This window comes from Nocardia sp. NPDC060255, assembly GCF_042727395.1.
GTDB lineage: Bacteria > Actinomycetota > Actinomycetes > Mycobacteriales > Mycobacteriaceae > Nocardia.
The window spans coordinates 112,402-129,018 of the sequence record NZ_JBHXAU010000005.1 but is presented as its reverse complement, the minus strand read 5'-3'; the positions used below and the strand labels follow the sequence as shown (position 1 = coordinate 129,018).

General features: G+C 66.0%; 18 protein-coding genes. 7 read left to right on the top strand and 11 right to left on the bottom strand.

Translation table 11 applies throughout. The features are described 5' to 3' along the window. The first annotated feature begins 196 nt into the window (after window positions 1-196). Complete coding sequence (locus ACFWF1_RS12395; RefSeq protein ID WP_379285122.1) at window positions 197-904, top strand: respiratory nitrate reductase subunit gamma; 708 nt, start codon at window positions 197-199, stop codon at window positions 902-904. A 108-nt stretch (window positions 905-1,012) separates the two neighbouring features. Further along, window positions 1,013-2,467, top strand: a complete 1,455-nt coding sequence (locus tag ACFWF1_RS12390; RefSeq protein ID WP_379285123.1) for a purine-cytosine permease family protein — start codon at window positions 1,013-1,015, stop codon at window positions 2,465-2,467. Here ACFWF1_RS12390 and ACFWF1_RS12385 read toward each other — a convergent pair. Both ACFWF1_RS12385 and ACFWF1_RS12380 read right to left on the bottom strand, forming a co-directional pair. Continuing rightward, on the bottom strand, window positions 2,440-2,703 hold the full coding sequence (locus ACFWF1_RS12385; RefSeq protein ID WP_150403242.1) for a GlsB/YeaQ/YmgE family stress response membrane protein: 264 nt from the start codon (window positions 2,701-2,703) through the stop codon (window positions 2,440-2,442). The genes ACFWF1_RS12390 and ACFWF1_RS12385 overlap by 28 nt on opposite strands. Window positions 2,704-3,010: 307 nt before the next feature. Then, window positions 3,011-5,140 (bottom strand): putative bifunctional diguanylate cyclase/phosphodiesterase, encoded by a 2,130-nt coding sequence (locus tag ACFWF1_RS12380; protein ID WP_379285124.1) that lies wholly within the window; start codon window positions 5,138-5,140, stop codon window positions 3,011-3,013. A 155-nt stretch (window positions 5,141-5,295) separates the two neighbouring features. On the opposite strand from ACFWF1_RS12380, the gene ACFWF1_RS12375 reads away from it, so the two are divergent. Continuing rightward, entirely contained in the window at window positions 5,296-6,102 is an 807-nt protein-coding gene (locus ACFWF1_RS12375) for an SAM-dependent methyltransferase (RefSeq protein WP_379285125.1), read from the top strand. Window positions 6,103-6,120: 18 nt separating this feature from the next. Here the strand turns inward: ACFWF1_RS12375 and ACFWF1_RS12370 are convergent, their stop codons facing one another. Continuing rightward, entirely contained in the window at window positions 6,121-6,657 is a 537-nt protein-coding gene (locus ACFWF1_RS12370; RefSeq protein ID WP_379285126.1) for a hypothetical protein, read from the bottom strand. Between the two features lie 173 nt (window positions 6,658-6,830). Further along, on the bottom strand, window positions 6,831-7,634 hold the full coding sequence (locus tag ACFWF1_RS12365) for a M15 family metallopeptidase (RefSeq protein ID WP_379285127.1): 804 nt from the start codon (window positions 7,632-7,634) through the stop codon (window positions 6,831-6,833). A gap of 84 nt (window positions 7,635-7,718) precedes the next feature. On the opposite strand from ACFWF1_RS12365, the gene ACFWF1_RS12360 reads away from it, so the two are divergent. Continuing rightward, window positions 7,719-8,402: a PAS and ANTAR domain-containing protein gene (locus tag ACFWF1_RS12360; RefSeq protein ID WP_379285128.1), complete on the top strand. Its 684-nt coding sequence runs from the start codon at window positions 7,719-7,721 to the stop codon at window positions 8,400-8,402. 1 nt (window position 8,403) lies between these two features. Here the strand turns inward: ACFWF1_RS12360 and ACFWF1_RS12355 are convergent, their stop codons facing one another. From ACFWF1_RS12355 to ACFWF1_RS12330, 6 genes are all read right to left on the bottom strand, one after another. After that, the gene (locus tag ACFWF1_RS12355) at window positions 8,404-9,417 is read right to left on the bottom strand and encodes a YdcF family protein (protein ID WP_379285129.1); all 1,014 of its coding nucleotides are present in this window, start codon (window positions 9,415-9,417) and stop codon (window positions 8,404-8,406) included. Window positions 9,418-9,549: 132 nt separating this feature from the next. Next, on the bottom strand, window positions 9,550-9,849 hold the full coding sequence (locus tag ACFWF1_RS12350) for an ANTAR domain-containing protein (protein WP_379285130.1): 300 nt from the start codon (window positions 9,847-9,849) through the stop codon (window positions 9,550-9,552). Between the two features lie 80 nt (window positions 9,850-9,929). Continuing rightward, window positions 9,930-10,325: a hypothetical protein gene (locus tag ACFWF1_RS12345; protein WP_379285131.1), complete on the bottom strand. Its 396-nt coding sequence runs from the start codon at window positions 10,323-10,325 to the stop codon at window positions 9,930-9,932. Window positions 10,326-10,355: 30 nt separating this feature from the next. After that, entirely contained in the window at window positions 10,356-11,045 is a 690-nt protein-coding gene (locus ACFWF1_RS12340; protein WP_379285132.1) for a hypothetical protein, read from the bottom strand. Between the two features lie 163 nt (window positions 11,046-11,208). Next, window positions 11,209-12,138 carry a hypothetical protein gene (locus ACFWF1_RS12335; RefSeq protein WP_379285133.1) on the bottom strand — a complete coding sequence of 310 codons (930 nt, stop codon included), beginning with the start codon at window positions 12,136-12,138 and terminating at the stop codon, window positions 11,209-11,211. 71 nt (window positions 12,139-12,209) lie between these two features. Next, a complete protein-coding gene (locus tag ACFWF1_RS12330; RefSeq protein WP_379285134.1) occupies window positions 12,210-12,620 on the bottom strand; it encodes a peptidase inhibitor family I36 protein in 411 nt (136 codons plus the stop codon). 269 nt (window positions 12,621-12,889) lie between these two features. Here ACFWF1_RS12330 and ACFWF1_RS12325 point away from each other — a divergent pair, with 269 nt between their 5' ends. Together ACFWF1_RS12325 and ACFWF1_RS12320 are read left to right on the top strand one after the other, a co-directional pair. Then, a complete protein-coding gene (locus ACFWF1_RS12325; protein WP_379285135.1) occupies window positions 12,890-13,849 on the top strand; it encodes an ArsR family transcriptional regulator in 960 nt (319 codons plus the stop codon). A gap of 52 nt (window positions 13,850-13,901) precedes the next feature. Continuing rightward, complete coding sequence (locus ACFWF1_RS12320; RefSeq protein ID WP_379285136.1) at window positions 13,902-14,873, top strand: magnesium transporter CorA family protein; 972 nt, start codon at window positions 13,902-13,904, stop codon at window positions 14,871-14,873. Here the strand turns inward: ACFWF1_RS12320 and ACFWF1_RS12315 are convergent. Beyond that, a complete protein-coding gene (locus ACFWF1_RS12315; protein WP_379285137.1) occupies window positions 14,851-15,519 on the bottom strand; it encodes a hypothetical protein in 669 nt (222 codons plus the stop codon). The genes ACFWF1_RS12320 and ACFWF1_RS12315 overlap by 23 nt on opposite strands. Before the next feature lie 351 nt (window positions 15,520-15,870). On the opposite strand from ACFWF1_RS12315, the gene ACFWF1_RS12310 reads away from it, so the two are divergent. Next, entirely contained in the window at window positions 15,871-16,608 is a 738-nt protein-coding gene (locus ACFWF1_RS12310) for a DUF4097 family beta strand repeat-containing protein (protein WP_379285138.1), read from the top strand. Window positions 16,609-16,617 lie beyond the last annotated feature (9 nt).

The window sequence follows — 16,617 nt, the reverse complement described above, 5'->3', positions numbered from 1 at the left end:
TACAGGCGTACCCATTTATTTATGGCATTGATTGACAATTCCGCGCGTAATGGGTTCTGCCGCCGCGTGCGTTATCGTTCTTGGATCGGCTGTTGCGGGAGGTCGAAATCGTCCGGTTTGTTTGGGCCCTTGTTTGCAGGCCTGGTGTCTGCGAAGCTAGTTGATAGCTCAGATAGTTTCAATTTCTATCAGTTTGATGGAGAAGGCGGGTCGACAGATGATGTCGGTGCTGTGGATCATCCTGCCTTACAGCGCGTTTCTGTCCTTTATCGTCGGTCACCTCTGGCGCTACCGGCACGACCGGTTCGGCTGGTACAGCGTCGGTCCGGAGCTGGATCGGGCGCAGCGGATCGGGGCGACCGCGTTTCGCATCGGGCTGAGCGGCGTGATCGCCGCGCGGATCACCGACTTCCTCACCTCCGGGCCGCATTCCCGCCCCGACGGCTCGATCTATCTCGCCCTCACCGTCGTCGAGATGTGCGCCCTGGCGGCCGCGACGATCGGCGCGGTGCTGGTGTTCGTGCCGGACATGATCGGCAGCCCGGCCCGCCCCGCGGTCAGTCCATTGGACCGCGTCACCTTCCCGATTCTGGTGGCCGGCCTGCTCACCTGGGTGGCCGTCAAGTTCGACCCGAACTCGACCGACAACGGATATCGCATCGCCGAAACCCTGTTCACCTGGTTCCATTCCCTGTTCTCGCTGCACCCGAACCCGGAGCCGATGCAGCGCGCGCCCTTCATCTACCAGGCCCGCGGCCTGGTCCTGATGCTGTTCATCGCGATCTGGCCCTACACCCGGCTCGCGAGCTTCCTCGCGGAACCGGCCTACCGGGTGGCCCGCCGCGTCCGGTCCGAACCCTCGGCGGAACCCGCCAGGGAATTGTCCGCCCCGCACCGAATGTGACGCGCCGCCGCGTGTTTCGTGCGCCATACTGCTGATCGGACACAGTGACAGCTCGACGGGCATTACCTGCACTTCCATAGCTGTACTCGGATGACGGAAGGCGGGCCCATGGCGGATGAGCTGATCGATGCGGGCGGTTCCATCGAGCGCCGCACCATCGAGGTGATTCCTGACGCGGAACGGCATGGCACGCCGTTCAGTCAGTTCACCCTCTGGTTCGGGGCGAACATGCAGATCACCGCCGTCGTCGACGGTGCGCTCGCGGTGGTGTTCGGCGCCGACGCACTGTGGGCGATCGTCGGGCTGCTGCTCGGCAATATCCTCGGCGGCGTCGTGATGGCGCTGCATTCGGCGCAGGGGCCCCGCCTCGGGTTGCCCCAGATGATCTCCAGCCGAGCACAATTCGGTGTTTTCGGGGCGGTGCTGCCGCTGCTGCTCGTAGTGGTGATGTATCTCGGGTTCGCCGCGACGGGCACGGTGCTCGCGGGGCAGGCGGTGAACAAGATCCTGCACATCGACAACGCGACGGTCGGCATGCTCGTCTTCGGCGCGCTCACCGCGGTGGTGGCGGTGACCGGCTATCGGCTGATCCACCTCGTCGGGCGGATCGCGACGGTGGTCGGCGTCATCGGCTTCACCTATCTCGGTGTCCGGCTCTTCACCCAGTACGACGTCAGCGCCTACGTCGGCGTGCAGTCGTTCGACATGGTGACTTTCGTGCTGGCCATCTCGCTCGGCGCGGGCTGGCAGCTGACCTTCGGACCCTACGTCGCCGACTATTCGCGCTACCTGCCCCGCTCGACCAGCGACCGGACCACCTTCCTGGCCACCTTCGCGGGCAGCGTGCTCGGCTCGCAGTGGTCGATGACGTTCGGCGCGTTGGTGGCCGCGGTGGCGGGAAAAGCGTTCCTGGGCAACCAGGTCGGCTTCATCGGCGAACTGGCGGGTCCGTCCGCGCTGGCGTTGCTGATCTATCTGGTGATCGTGGTGGGCAAGCTGACGGTGAACTGCCTGAACGCCTACGGCGGGTTCATGTCGATCCTGACCTCGGTGACCGCGTTCAACCGGCAGTCACGCACCACACCGTTCGCGCGCGCCGCCTACATCGTCGGCTTCACCGCGGTGTCGATGCTCGTCGCGATCGGCGCCAGCGCCGACTTCCTCGGCAACTTCAAGAATTTCGTGCTCACCCTGCTGATGGTGTTCACGCCGTGGAGCGCGATCAACCTGATCGACTACTACCTGATCTCGCGCGAACGCATCGACATCCCGGCGCTGTACGACCCGGACGGGCGATACGGACGGTGGAACATCACCGCGCTGGCCTGCTACGCCCTCGGCGTGCTCGCCCAGATCCCGTTCCTCGCGCAGCAGCTCTACACCGGTCCGATCACCGAAAAGCTAGGCGGCGCAGACGTTTCCTGGATCGTCGGCATCGTGTTCACGGCCGCGATCTACTATCCGCCGGCTCGGCGCACGAGTAACCCGCCGGATCGAATGATCTATCCGGCGGGCACCGTGGAAATCGTGGACGCTCAGACTCGCGCGCGCACGAACTTGTAGATGACCAGCAGGATCACCGCGCCGACGATGGCGCCGAGGAAGGCGTGGTTGACCGGCGGCTGGAGAGTGAACTTGTGCGGCGCGAACACCAAGCTGCCTAGCGTGCCGCCGACATAGCCGCCGACGATGCCGAGCACGATCGTGCCGATCCAGCCGAAATTCTCTTTGCCAGGGACCAGCAGGCGCGCGATTGCTCCGGCGATGAGGCCGATGATGATCATCGAGATGATGCCCATGGATTCGCTCCTTGAAACTCACTGGGTGTGACGCGCGGGAGACGCCGCGATCAGTGTGCGGGATACCCGGGTTCCATGGGTAGTAATCGCGTGCCGTGTACGTGTCACATGCCGGAAGTCCACTCGGCACCGAGCATCGGCGCGAGGTAGCGCCGATGGTGCGGGCGGGCGGGATGGTTTCCGGCTCAGTCTCGCGCAGCCGTCGAGGCAGTGGGTGGTCGCGCAGGAATTCGACTGGGTAGGCGGCACTTTCGGCCATTCGCTCGGTCACCTCGTCGGCTTCGTCGAGCACCTCGGGATCGGGAGCTCAGCTCAAGCGGAGATCGGAGACGCCGAGTAGTGATGTCACCTGATCGGCGGGCATCGGGTAGTGGAAGTGCCAGCCCTGGGCGGTGTCGCAGCCTAGGTCGCGGAGTTGGTCGGCCTGGTGGCGGGTTTCGACGCATTCGGCGGTGACGGTGAAGCCGAGGGCGTGGGTGAGGTCGATGATGGTTTCCAGGAGCAGTAGGTCGGTGGGGCTTGCGGTGTCGGGGGTGCGGATGCGCTGGATGAAGGGGCCTGCGAGTTTGACCACGTGCAGCGGAAGTTGGCCGAGGTAGGCGAGATTGGAGTAGCCGGTGCCGAAGTCGTCGATGGCGATGCGGACACCGGCGTCGGCGAGGGTGTGCAGGGCGCGGAGCGGTCGTCCGGTGGTTTGCATGAACGCCCGCTCGGTGAGTTCCAGTTGTAGCAGGCTCGCGTCCATGCCGGTCTCCGCGATGACCTGCTGGACGTGGCCGAGCCAGGCCGGATCGGCCACCTCGGCGGCGGAGACGTTCACGCTGACGGTCGGGGTGTGCGGATAGCGGTCGTGCCAGTCGCGGCCCGCACGGCAGGCGGTCTCCAGCACCACCGCGCCGAGCGCGCCGATGTGGCCGTTGTCCTCGGCGATATCGACGAACCGGGCCGGGCTGAGCACGCCGAGATCCGGATGCCGCCAGCGCACCAACGCTTCTACCGCCACCGTCTGTCCGTCGGTGAGGGAGACGATCGGCTGATAGTCGAGGAAGAACTCGCCGTGCCGTAGCGCCGACGGCATGGCCGCCGACAGTTCGGCGCTGGTGTGTTCGCGGCGGCCGCGGTCGGCGTCGAAGATCGCGTACCGGCCGCGGCCCGCGGCCTTGGCCCAGTACATGCTGGTGTCGGCCGCCTGCAGGAACTCGCCGGTGGACAGGCGGTCCGCGCGGCCCTCCATCACACCGATGCTCGCGGTGACGGTCAGCTGGTGCTCATGCACGTAGAAGGGTTGCGCCAGTGCGTGCAGCACGGTCCGTGCCACATCGGCCATCTCCTCGACGCCGGTGGAATGCGGGATGAGCACGACGAATTCGTCGCCGCCCATCCGCGCGACCAGCTGATCCGTCCGCGAGACACAGGCATTCAGGCGCGCGGCGACCTGCGCGAGCAGTTCGTCACCGACCGCGTGACCGAAGGTGTCGTTGACAGTCTTGAAGTGATCGAGATCGATGTAGCAGATCCCGACCCTGGCGCAGTCGGCGAAGGCAGCGGTGAGCGCGTCGAAGAAGCGAGAGCGGTTCGGCAGCCCGGTCAGCTGGTCGTGGTGCGCGCGGTACTGCAACCGTTCGCGCAGCGCGCGGCGTTCGGAGACGTCCTCCACCAGCACCAAGGTGTACTGCGGCCTGCCCTGCTCGTCGCGGATGAGCGAGACGTTGATGTGGGTCCACACGGTGCCGCCGCCGCGGTGCCGGTAGGCCTTCTCCAACTGCACGTTGTCGTATTTGCCCGCGAGCACCCCGGCGTACTTCTGCCACATGTCGGGACCGTCGTCGGGATGGGTCAGGTCGGTGACCGACAGCGAGCACATCTCCTCGGGCCGATAGCCGAGCATCGCGGCGAAGGCGTTGTTGACCTCGATGATTCGCCCGGTCATATCCGAAAGCCCGGTGCCGATCCCGGCCTGGGAGAACACCGCGCGCAGCCGCGCCTCGCTGGCCCGCAGCTGCTGTTCGACCACCCGGCGGGCGGCGATATCGGCGGCCCGCACGCTCTCCTGTTCGGCGAGCAGCCACGCGCGGAAGGCGCGCAGATAACCGGTGGCAAAGGCGCCCAGCAACTCGGTGGCTCGCTCGGCGGGCACCGCGCCGGGGCCGAGCAGGTAGGTGTTGAGCACGGCGAGACTACGTCCGAGCACCTCGTCGCCGACGAAATGCGAGCGGGCCAGCTCGCCGCCGAGTTCGCCGACTCGCTCGGCAGGGCACCGGCCACCGGCGGCGGCGACGAATTCCTTGGCCAGGACGGTCAGCAGAGTGCGGGTTTCGGCCGAGCTCATGGGCACGACATGGTTGCGCGGTCCGCCACCGAGTGCGGCCGCCCACTGCCCGGCCAGTTCCGCGTGCGGCCCGCCAGGATCTGAACCGCTCCCGGCATCCCACGCCATAAGCTCTGATGGTAGTCCGTTTTGTAGGCTTCCGCCCAACTGCACACGCCCGCGAACCCCGCTACGATGACGATGCTTTCGTCGCTGGCGTGCGATGTGCGGCCGCGCGCATTCGCGCTCGCAAGCGCTTTTTACCGAGAAGGGTTGGCGTTCAGATGACCAGACCGAGTTGGGCTCCCGAGGGTATCGATCTGGATCGCCCGAGCGCCTCCCGCGTCTACGACTATTTCGTCGGCGGGATGCACAACTTCGAGATCGATCGAATGCTGGCGCGCCAGATCGAGCAGTTCACCCCCGGCGTCGGCGAGACCATGCGCGCCAACCGCGATTTGCTGCGTCGATGCGTGCGATTCCTGGTCGATGCCGGCATCACCCAGTTCCTCGATATCGGCTCCGGCATCCCGACCGTCGGCAATGTGCACGAGGTGGCCCAGGCGGTAAACCCCGCGGCGCGAGTGGTTTACGTCGACATCGACCCGGTCGCGGTCGCGCACAGCCAGGCCATCCTCGACGGAAATCCCGCCGCCGTCGTGGTGCAGGCCGACATCGGCCAACCCGACACCATCCTGGGCGACCCGCAGGTGGCGCAGCTGCTCGACTTCGACCAGCCGGTGGCCGTATTGCTGCTCGGCGTCCTGCATTTCGTGGCCGACGACGCCGACCCCGCGGGCTGCGTCGCCCGCCTGCGCGACGCGATCGCCCCCGGCAGCTACCTCGCCATCACGCACGCCACCGCGGACGGGCAACCCGCCGAAGTCCTGGAGGCGCAAAAGCTTTCGGGCCGCACCTCCACCGAGATCGTGCTGCGCGCCAAGCCTGAGATCGCCGAATTCTTCCAAGGCTGGACCCTGCTCGACCCCGGCCTCGTCCACCTCCCGCTGTGGCGCCCCGACAACCCGACCGACGTCGGCGACAACCCCGAACGCTCAGGCGCCTACGGCGGCGTCGCCCGCAAGGACTGAACCCGATTCGCCTGTCACTCAGGCGATTGCGGTGCGGAGGGCGAACCAGCCGGTGGCTGGGTCGGCGAAGCCGTGGTAGGTGAGGCGGATTCGTTGGTCTATCGCGAAATGGCGGTAGATGGCGAGCATGGCTTGGCGCATCGCTGCTTCTTGGAAGTCCTCGGTGCGGCGGAAGCCGATGGGGCGTTCGGGGAGCAGGGCGAGGCGGGTCATTTCGGCGGGGTCGTCCAGGTCCAGGCCGACCGGCGCGGTGTCGGTGATGTGGCGGTCGTGCAGGATGGTGCGGGTGCGGCGGGGGTCGGGTAGGCCGGATAGGAATGCGCGGAATTCGGTGTGTAGCAGCGGGCCCGGCGTGGCGGTGGCCGAGTCGGCCTGCACCAGTTCGACGAGGTCGGCGTCGGGGGTCGGCGCGGCGGCGGCGACCGGCGCCTGTTCGAGCAGATGCAGGATGCTGCCGCCGGGGATCAGCGGTTCGGGGGCGAGGAACAGGGTGACGGTGGGGCAGGCGCAACCGTGGCCGAGCAGGCAGATCTTCCGGTGCGATGGATCGGGCATCCGGCCTCCTCCAAGAAGTGGGCCGAGCTCGTCGGCCCTGGGCGGATCGGGACTTCGAGTAATGCCGATCGCTGAGTTGCCGTGGCGCTCCGACGGTCGACCGTGCCGCGTTACTCAGTGTAGGAGCCGGGCCCGGCCTGCGTATAGACGCAGCGGGTCGGTTTTACCGCAGCTCAGCGGATGGGGAAGTCGAAGAAGGTCGTCGGGAACGGTTCGTCCTTCAGGGTGAAGTGCCACCACTCTTCCGCCAGGTTGGTGAATCCGTGTTCTTCCATCAGCTCGGTCAGCAGCGTGCGGACAGCTCGCTGGGTGCCGCCGACGGCGGGGTTGGCGGTGTGCGCCGCGGGATCGAAGCAGTCGTAGCCGGTGCCGAAATCGAGCATGTTGTCGTGGAACCGCTGGTCGGCGGGGAGGAAGCATTCGCGCAACGGATCACCTTCGCGATAGGGCTCTGGATCGGCCGCGGGCAGCGCGACGATCGCGAGATCCAGCGTGCTGCCGCGACTGTGCCCCGACTTCTCGGCGATGTAGCCGTCCCGGAACAGGTTCGACTTGTCCACTGTCGGATAGAACTCCTTCTTCATCTTCACATTGCCGAGATCCTTTGCCCACGCGACGAATTGGTCGACGGCCCGCTGCGGTCGATAACAGTCGTAGGTCTTGAGCGTCAGGTTCATCGGCCGCAACTCCTGCTGCACCTGCGCAAGCGCGCTCGCCGCCTGTTTGGTCAGCAGGCAGCGCGGAGCCTCGTACCCGGCGACGCGGGTACCGAGGAAATTGTGCTCGCCGAAGTAACGCGCGTCGACCAGGATCGTCGGATCGAGGTCGGTCACGGAGACGAACGCCGTCTCATCGGCCACCGGCGTACTGGTCACCGGCGCCTCAGGTCGCGAATCCGCACAGGCCGCGACACCGGCAACCACCACACCGGCCAGCAGCAACGAGCCGATATGCCGCAATGACAGAACAGAACGCATCTCACTCCTCGCAAATCGGGCTTGGCTTGTGCAAATTATCGGGTCGGGTTCGGATGTGGGACCGTTTCGGCGGATACTGAAGCGGTGACGCTGGGCGAAGAGGTTGCACCGGAGGCGGTGAGCGCGATGGAGGAGACCATCGGGTTCGACGCGTGCGCGGAGCCGGGATGGTTTCGATTCTGGTTTGCCGACCAGCGGTGGGAATGGTCCGACGAGCTCGCGGCGATGTACGGCTACCAGCCCGGAGAGGTGAAGCCGACGACGGACCTGCTGTTGTCGCATAAGCACCCCGATGACCGGGAGCATGTCGCGAGCTGCATTGCCGCGGCGGCCGAGACCGGGCAGCCGTTCTGCGGTCGGCACCGGATCGTCGACGCCAAGGGCGAGGTGCGTGAAGTGGTCGTAGTCGGTGACCTGTTCGCCGATGACGACGGCGCCGTGATCGGGACCTCCGGCTACTACGTCGACGTCAGCGACCGGCTCCAGGAACAGCGGCAGGAGGTGCTCGAGGAGGTCCTGCCGGAGGTGATCGAGGCGCGCGCCGTGATCGAACAGGCCAAGGGCGCGTTGATCCTGGCCTACGGGGTGAACGCGGAGCAGGCGTTCCGGGTGCTGCGCTGGCGCTCTCAGGAGACCAACACCAAGCTGCGCGACCTCGCCGCACAGTTCGTCGACGAGCTCAGGATGCTCAACAAGGAGACCGCCGGGTTCCGCACCCGGTTCGATCACCTGCTGCTGACCGTGCACGAACGCGTCGACGGATCCTGATTCACCGGTAGGCGGGCAGCCCGCCGGTTGCCAGGGCGAGTAGCAGCGGCAACGAGACGAGCGTCAGGCATGTGACGGCATTGGTCCACTTGTATGCGACCACGATCGCCACGAACTCCCGCAGTATCGCGCTCGGCAGATAGTAGAAGGCGGTGCGCGCACCGGTCACCTCCGCGTCCAGCTTCAGCCTGCGTGCCAGGATCGCCGTGCGCAGGATATGAAAGTTGCTGGTGACCAACACCATTCGGGTGGTTGTCCCGCGCTCACCGAGCAGCCGCTTGATGAACAGCAGATTCTCCCGCGTCGTGGTCGACCGTTCCTCCCGTGCCACGCTCTGCTCCGGAATGCCGCGGGCCTGGAGATAGTCCGCCATCGCGGCGGCCTCCGACACCGCCTCGTCGGAGCCTTTGCCGCCGCTGGTGATGATCACCGGACGGCGACCCTCCGCCAGTTCCGCCCAGTAGATCTGGGCCGCCCGATCCAAACGGCTGGCGAGCAACGGCGACACCCGCGCGCCGACCAGACCCGAACCGTGTACGACGATCGCATCCATGCCCGGCCGATACGGCAACCATCCGTAGAGCAGCGAATACAACACGAAACTGGTGAACACGAACCCGAAGTAGCTCACTGCCAGCGCCAGCGACGCCAACAGCACCGAGCGCAGGCTGCCGGTCGCGATCGCGACGCCGAGCAGCACGTAGGGCACCAGCAGCACGATCCCCGGCCCGATCGACAGCAGGTTCGCGATCCGCAGCCCCTCGCGGCGCACCATCTGCATGCCGTTGGCGATCAACAGCCCGGCCAGCACCAGCACCACCAGCGGCGACAGCACCACCAGCAGTCCGACCAGCGCGAGGGTCAGGTCCGCGTTGTCGCCCGAGCCGAGCGCCCACACGCCGAGCACCGCCACGCCTAGCAGCAGATAGATCCCGTTGCTCAGCCGTCGCCGGTCCAGATGGAACCGCAGTGCGAAGACGCCTAACAGAACCAAGCCGACGGTGAGCAGGATCACCCGGGCACGGTAGCCCGCGGGGTGCGGCCGCTCGCATCGGGGCTGGGGTTAGCGCACCGCTCGCCGCGCGAATGTCCGATACGTCCCAACAGGTTTCGCGTGGTTCCGGGGCGGATCGACGCTGGTCAGAGTTCAAGGGTTGGGCTTGCGGGGGTGCGCGATGCGCAGCAGGTAGTCGACCTTGGCGCGCAGTTCCGGCGGTGCGAGGTCCAGCGAGGGCAGTTCGGTGATCAGTTGCGCGGCCAGCGCGCGCAGCTTGACGTTGGTGGCCTGCGAGCGACGCCGCAACATGCCGAACGCCTGCTCGGCGTCGACGCCGTAGACCAGCATCAGCGCGCCCTTCGCCTGCTCGATCACCGCACGAGCCGCCAGCAGGTCGGGAGAGGCGCGCCCGAGGGACGGTTGGCCGCGTTCCTCGAAAACATCGCTCATGCCGGGGGACTACCCAGCGAGCCGATTGTTATGGGGCAGTTGGCAAACCTTCCGGGCCGGGTACGGGACTGGTCGGTCCGTTACGAATCGATGCGGTCCAGCAGCCAGCCCGGGCCGACGGTGTCGGCGCCGAGCGCTTCGACCCGTTCGCGCAATCCGCGATCCGCCGTCACCACGGTGATCGATCGCGCGCTGTCGCGGTCGACGGCCGCCGCCACCACGTCGACGATCGCGTCATCACCCGACCCGTCCGCCAGCACCACCCGCACGCCGTCGACCGCCGGATCCGCCGCCTTCGCTTTCCCCTCGAGCACGACAACCACTTCGGTGGGCCGCGCCAGCCGCGTTTCCAGACTCGTCAACTGCTCGAGCAGTTTTCGCGCCGCGCCGGCCCGATCGCGCCACCAGCCATTGGGCCGCGACCCGACGACATTCGCGGCGTCCACCACGATCAGCTGAGCCTCGGCCTCCGTCACGCGTCCAGTCTCCTCCCGGCTGCTCGCCGGCTAGACGTCCGCAGTGGAAATAGCCTGACCCGATTCCGCGTCCGCGAGCGCCTCGTGCAGGTTCTTGATGACGCTCCTGGCCAGCGCGTAATTACCGACGCCGCCGACCACCGCGCCGATGCCTGCCGGAATCACCTTGCCGAACGCGAGCGCTCCGCGTTTGACGATGAACTGCACGAGGAACCGTTTGATCGGGGAGTCGCCCATCCGCCGGATGATCGGCAGCTTGTTGGCCAACTTGGTATCCCACTGCTTGGCCGAGCGTCCCGCGGCACCGAGTGACTCGGTTCCCGCCTGACCGATCACGACCGCCGACACCAGCGGCGGCGGGGCCGCGGCCTTGCGTCCCGAGACCTCGGTCGCGCCAACGGCATACACCGTGGAGGCCTCCAGGAAGAACAGCGTGTCCGCCCCGGCCGCCGCCAAGCCGATCAGGGTGCCCACTCCGGGCACCGCCGCGGTCAACCCGACCACCACGCCACTGGCGGTGACCACGATCGAGTAATGCCGCCCGAGCCGGTCGACGATCTGCTCCGGCGATTCACTCGGATGCCGACCGCGGACGAACCCCGTGTACTTGCCGACCAGCGGCGCCTGCACCCGCGCCGACCGGTCGATCAACGAGACGACCCCCTTGTCGAGGAACTTCCGCAGCATTGCCAACAGCCCTTTCTGTAGGTCACTACCCATCGCGACAACACTCGATCGCCGACCACCGAGCCGACCCGCCTGAGCCTACGGTCGTCCCGCCGCGTCACCGGTGATACCCACCACCGCGGTTCCGAACCGCACCTCGCGGGCCGAACCTGGCAATCGTCGCGGGACCGGCCCGCCGCCGGTTGCCCACGCTCGGTCAGTTCGAGGTGGCCCGTTCGATGATGGCGTCGCGGTAGTAGGCGAGGTCGTGCAGCGTCTCGCGGTCGGCTTCGGGCATGGTCGTCGCGAGCTCGCGACGGGCGGCCAGTGCGGCGGCTGGCAGGTGTGCCCGGGATGCGCATTCGCCGTCGGCAATCGCTGTCGCGATTTCTCGCTCGCGGAAATCGTTTGTGGCGGTATCGGTCTCGGAGTTGAGAGCCTGCCAGGCCTGTTCCGGCGTCTGATAGTCGTAGCCCCTTGTGGCCATGCACGACCGCCATTCGGTGCGGGCCGCGCGAAACACGGGTCTGGTGTCGAGCTGTGCGGCCATCCTGTTGTAAAAGAATTCGGGGATATAGGTCAGTTGGGCCCATCGCGCGAGGTCACCGGTGAGTTGGGTGCGGCTCGTCGCCTCGCAGCCTTGGTCGGGCACGGTGACCCGGCTGCCGTCGGGTAGGTCGATCGTGCGTCCGGTACCGGGCGGTCCGAGCAATGCGGTCTGGAATCGGCGCTGTTGTTCCGGCGGCAGGCTGTCGACGTAGCGGTCGGCCTGGGTGACCGGCGGCGCGGGTTTGCTGCCCGAGATGCCGTAGCCGTTGGCCCGGCGGCCGGGCAGATCGATGACGGCGTCGTCATCGACTGGTGGTGGCGTGGCCCGGTCGACCGGATAGTCGAACCCTTGGTCGGCGAGGCACGTTCGGTTCAGCTGTGCGACAGCGGAATTCAGGATTCGCTGGGTGGCGGGCCAGGTGCCGGAGAAGGTGACCAGATCCAACTCCGACGGACCGAGCGTGCCGGAGAACGGCGGTGGCGGCGGCAACTGGCGCGGCGAAAGAGTCGCCGGCGCGGTGGCCGCGCACGCCGACAGCACGGTCAGCGACAGCGCGAACATCAACGGCCGCAAGGAAATCGAAAGTATCGATGACATCAGTTCACCTCGATAGGTCGAGCAGCCGGCGGTAACTGTCGATCCGCCGGCTGCCGAGGACCGGAGTCCGGCTACGGGGTGCACCACTTGTTGGAGCTGATGTTTCGCGCGAAGCCGTCCGATACCCACTGGCTGATATTGGGCACGCTGTCACCCAGGCCCAAACTGTGTCTGATGCCCGAGTAATTGAATCCGCTGTACATGTAGACCGTGCAGTCCCTGCCGCGGTTCTTGATCGAGTTGATGCAGTCGTTCCAGGTGCCGGAAGGGCAGGCCGATTGCGGGAATTTTCTGAAGTCCGGGTTGTTGCCCTCCACCTTGCCGCGCGGTCCCTGGTAGTCGTTGTACGCCCAGAAACAGAAAGACTTCGACGGGCATGACGAGTCGGCCAGCTCGACGTCGCCAGGGGCGGCCTGAGCAACCGGGGCGAATGCTGAGAACAGTGCGACTGCTCCCGCCGCTAAAGCGATCTGCAACTTCATTGATCTCTCCTTCTCTTACTTTTATGCGATTACGGAAACAAGAAGACCTTTGTCCCACTCATTGCCAGAGAATTGCGGCGGGTCGGCCGTCTCGACTGGAGACCAACTGGGGATCGACGCCTATGTTGACCGAGCCCTGTTGTGGCACAGTCGGTTCCGTCTGAGCGAGGTGGTGTGGACTTTCTTGTTCCGGCTGGCCCAATTCTCATTGCGCGGCCGCAGCGCGCGCAATGGTTTCAGCTCAGCCTGAATAGTGAGAAGGGGTAGGGATGCTGCGGATACTGTGCTCTGCCGACGATCTGCTTCGGGTATCCATCGCCGAGCAGCCTGCGCCGCTGGCGGAGTTGACGATCGCGATGTCGATGATGCAGCGCAAGGATTCTCATCCGGTGTTCGCGCCGTGGCGGCGGCACATGGCGCGCAGGCTGCCCGCCCAGGTGCGTCCGTTGCTGCAGTTGGTGTCGCCGCTCGGCGCGGGTCCGTGTTTCATCGACCCGCCGAGCCCCGGTATCGACGAGGGCCTCGATCAGGTGATGTCGAGTTCGCGCGCCACGGTCCGGGCCGAGTTGACGCGGATGTCCGGGATCGATCGTCCGCCCACCCCGTGGCTCCGTCTGCTCGCCGACCAGGATCGCGACGCCTGGCAGGACCTGCGGCAGGCCCTGCAGGCCGCGCACGGAACCCTCCTCGCCGAACGGTGGCCTCGGCTGCGGTCCGCCTTCTACGCGGAAACCGCCTGGCGTGCCCGGATACTCGCCCAACACGGATTACAGGGCGCGCTGACCAGTTTGGGCCTGTCCATCCGATTGCAGGGACTCACCCTCGAGGCCAACTTCCCGCGTGACCTCACCATCCCTTTGACCGGGCAGGGCATCATCCTGTGCCCCACCCTGTTGTGGACCGACCACCTGCTCCCCGCGCCCTATCCGGACGGCAGGCTCTTGCTGCTCTATCCGGCCGCCACCCCGCTGCCACTGATCGACAGCGCGGAGTCGGCACACCCACTCACCGCCCTGCTGGGCACCACCCGCGCGCGAACCCTTCAACTGGCAGTCCGTCAGCACACCACCAGCGAACTAGCCCGAAACCTCGGCCTCAGCCTCGCTGCCGCTTCCATGCAAGCCAAGGCGCTCCGCGAAGCGGGCCTGATCACCTCCCAACGCGACGGCAAAGCCGTCTGGCACCAATGCACCCCGCTGGGCTTGGACCTGCTCGTCGCCAGTGGTTGACCGATGTGCGCCTCACCTGCGAGGTCGGGACTGCGGACTAGCGTTTGCTGGTATGGCGCGTACTCGGCTCTACCGCAATGGTGTGCTCGAAGCGGAGAACTTTCCGCTGACGGAGATCTCGGACTATCTGATCGATACGACCGCGACGGTCTGGCTGGACATGTGCTCGCCCGATGCGGAGGACCTGGCGAAGATCAGCGAAGAGTTGAGTTTGCATCGGCTTGCGGTGGAGGACGCGGTGAATGAGCACCAGCGGCCCAAGCTCGATCGCTACAACACGCATGCGTTCCTGACGGCGTACACGGTGCGGCTCGATGCTGCCAGCGCCGTGTTGGCGAAGTCGGAGGTCGCGGCGTTCATCACCGAGCGGGCACTGGTCACGGTGCGCAAAAGCGAGGACTTCGATATCGAGGAGGTGGTGCGGCGGTGGGACGCCGCGTCGGAACTCGCCAAGAGCGGGGTGGGGTTCTTGGTGCACGGGTTGCTCGACTACGTCGTCGACACCCACTTCGAGGCGGTGCAGTCGTTGGACGAGCAGATCGAGGCACTCGAGGATCTTGTCTTCACCGACCGCGCCGACTACCAGGAATTGCAGCGGCGTTCGCTGCGCTTGCGTAAGAGTTTGGTCACCTTGCGCCGGGTGGTGCTGCCGATGCGGGAATTGGCGAATGCGTTGATGCGCCCCGACGTTCATGTCGTCGACGACACGATGATGCCGTACTACCAGGACGTCTACGACCACATTCTGCGTGCCGCCGAATGGACCGAATCCTTACGCGATCTGGTCACCACCATCCGCGAAACCCAACTGACACTGCAGGGCAATCGCCTCAACTCGATCATGAAGAAGGTCACCAGCTGGGCCGCGATCATCGCCGTCCCCACCGCGATCACCGGCTTCTACGGACAGAACGTGCCGTATCCCGGATTCGCGCAGCCCTGGGGATTCTGGGTCTCCACCCTGGTCATCATCGCCATCTCCGGCACCCTGTACTTCCTGTTCAAGAACCGCGACTGGCTCTGAGCGGACTCACGCCTCGAACTGCGGGACGAATCCGTCGGGCGCCGGTTCGACCGACTGCAGCAGGCTCCAATCGAAAGTCGCCCGGTAGACACGGTTGTCGCCGGAATCGGGATCGATCGCGGTGAAGGCGACCGTGTTTCCGACGTGGCCCCAATTGTCCGGATGATGGTCGAACGGCCCCCAGACTGCTGTTGTCGAACTCGATGTCCGTGCACGACCAAGGTGTGAGGTCGGCGAGCGATGCCAACCGCGGCGGCGCGATCTCGGGCCTGCGACGGACCCGGATGAATACCTGATGCATGTGCGGTACCCCCGTCAGTTCGACGAGCAGCTCCGGCCAGAACGTCAGATCCCATCGCGCGAAACATATTTCACGTCCGTTGCCAGGCTTGATCTCTTCGGAATCCGGTGTGCCCCAGCCCGCTACGTAGTCGCCGATCAGCTTGTGCCCGTCCTGCGCACCCGACCATTGCCACCACTTCTCCTCCGCTGCAGCGGTGTCAGGACGTGTCGCGCCGACAGTGCGCAGCAGGTTCGCTGCCTGGGCCGGTGCGCGGTCACACATCGGATGAAGCATCGCCAGCTGGAAGTCGCGCAGCGTCACCGCGTCTTGCCACGGTGACTCTCTCTTTGCCTGTGGTGTCATCTGAAGAATGTTGCCAATTCTTCGGCGGTTTCGACAGGGGATTCTTCGCGAAGGAAGTGGCCGCAGTCGAGTTCTCGACCTTTCAACCGCTGCTGGTGCGGGGAGCACAGGCTCTCCTGCAGTGCGTCCTCGCCGTGCACGCGAGCGCCGCGTCGCCACGGGGCGCCGAGCTCGTGCCCCGAACATCCCCCGGTGTCTACAGTTGACCGCCTGGACGTTCCGAAAGACCTTGTGCGCGAGTCCATTTGAAATGAGTAGGGAAAACCTGACTGTTCTGTACCCAACATCGCCGGATATGGTCACCTGCACAGCGGCTTGTCTGTTGCCGACAAAAAATCAGGAGGGGCGACCATGAAGCCTTCGGCGAGAATATCGTCGGCAATTCTGCGTGCGGTGGTCTGCTGGCTGGTCGTGCCGCTCGGCGCGACGGCGTGCTCCGACCTCGGCCCGGCGGCCAATCACACCTCGGACGATACGTCGGTGGCAGGTAATCCGGCGGTGATCGAGATCCACAACGGCAGCGGATCGGTGCGGGTGACGCCGGGCAATGCCCTGCAGGTACACCGGGAGATCGCCTACCGCTCGCACGCGCCCTCGGCGGTGCCGAGCAAGGTCGACGGCACGCTGGTGCTCAGCGCGGAATGCGACAACTGCAAGATCGATTACACGGTGACCGCCCCGGCCGCGACAAAGATCAGCGTCTTCGGCGGTTCCGGTTCCGTGGACGTCGAGGGCGTCGGCCAGGTGACCTACCGGGGTGGTTCCGGATCGGCGACGATCCGGAAGATCGCGGGCCCGGTGGACGTGGAGAGCGGTTCCGGCAGTGTGTCCCTGAGCGATGTCGCGCCCGCCGTCGCGGCGACCACCAGATCGGGCGATATCGGCATCGAACTGTCGGCCGCGCCGAACAAGCTGACCGCGCACACCAGGTCGGGCCATATCTCCGTCACCGTGCCCACTCATCCCTATCGGATCGATACGCATACCGACAGCGGATCGATCCACAACGGAATCCCCAACGTCGCTGGTGCGGCGGACACACTGACGGTCGCCTCGGGTTCCGGCGACATCGATCTCACAACGTCCTGAATTGTTCCG

Excerpts from the sequence above, each read along its gene's own strand:
- ACFWF1_RS12350 (WP_379285130.1), bottom strand. The coding sequence starts at position 9,849 with ATGAGCGATGTTTTCGAGGAACGCGGCCAACCGTCCCTCGGGCGCGCC.
- ACFWF1_RS12370 (WP_379285126.1), bottom strand. The coding sequence starts at position 6,657 with ATGCCCGATCCATCGCACCGGAAGATCTGCCTGCTCGGCCACGGTTGC.
- ACFWF1_RS12315 (WP_379285137.1), bottom strand. The coding sequence starts at position 15,519 with ATGACACCACAGGCAAAGAGAGAGTCACCGTGGCAAGACGCGGTGACG.
- ACFWF1_RS12385 (WP_150403242.1), bottom strand. The coding sequence starts at position 2,703 with ATGGGCATCATCTCGATGATCATCATCGGCCTCATCGCCGGAGCAATC.
- ACFWF1_RS12390 (WP_379285123.1), top strand. The coding sequence starts at position 1,013 with ATGGCGGATGAGCTGATCGATGCGGGCGGTTCCATCGAGCGCCGCACC.
- ACFWF1_RS12310 (WP_379285138.1), top strand. The coding sequence starts at position 15,871 with ATGAAGCCTTCGGCGAGAATATCGTCGGCAATTCTGCGTGCGGTGGTC.
- ACFWF1_RS12375 (WP_379285125.1), top strand. The coding sequence starts at position 5,296 with ATGACCAGACCGAGTTGGGCTCCCGAGGGTATCGATCTGGATCGCCCG.
- ACFWF1_RS12330 (WP_379285134.1), bottom strand. The coding sequence starts at position 12,620 with ATGAAGTTGCAGATCGCTTTAGCGGCGGGAGCAGTCGCACTGTTCTCA.
- ACFWF1_RS12325 (WP_379285135.1), top strand. The coding sequence starts at position 12,890 with ATGCTGCGGATACTGTGCTCTGCCGACGATCTGCTTCGGGTATCCATC.
- ACFWF1_RS12395 (WP_379285122.1), top strand. The coding sequence starts at position 197 with ATGGAGAAGGCGGGTCGACAGATGATGTCGGTGCTGTGGATCATCCTG.
- ACFWF1_RS12320 (WP_379285136.1), top strand. The coding sequence starts at position 13,902 with ATGGCGCGTACTCGGCTCTACCGCAATGGTGTGCTCGAAGCGGAGAAC.
- ACFWF1_RS12365 (WP_379285127.1), bottom strand. The coding sequence starts at position 7,634 with ATGCGTTCTGTTCTGTCATTGCGGCATATCGGCTCGTTGCTGCTGGCC.
- ACFWF1_RS12340 (WP_379285132.1), bottom strand. The coding sequence starts at position 11,045 with ATGGGTAGTGACCTACAGAAAGGGCTGTTGGCAATGCTGCGGAAGTTC.
- ACFWF1_RS12335 (WP_379285133.1), bottom strand. The coding sequence starts at position 12,138 with ATGTCATCGATACTTTCGATTTCCTTGCGGCCGTTGATGTTCGCGCTG.
- ACFWF1_RS12380 (WP_379285124.1), bottom strand. The coding sequence starts at position 5,140 with ATGGCGTGGGATGCCGGGAGCGGTTCAGATCCTGGCGGGCCGCACGCG.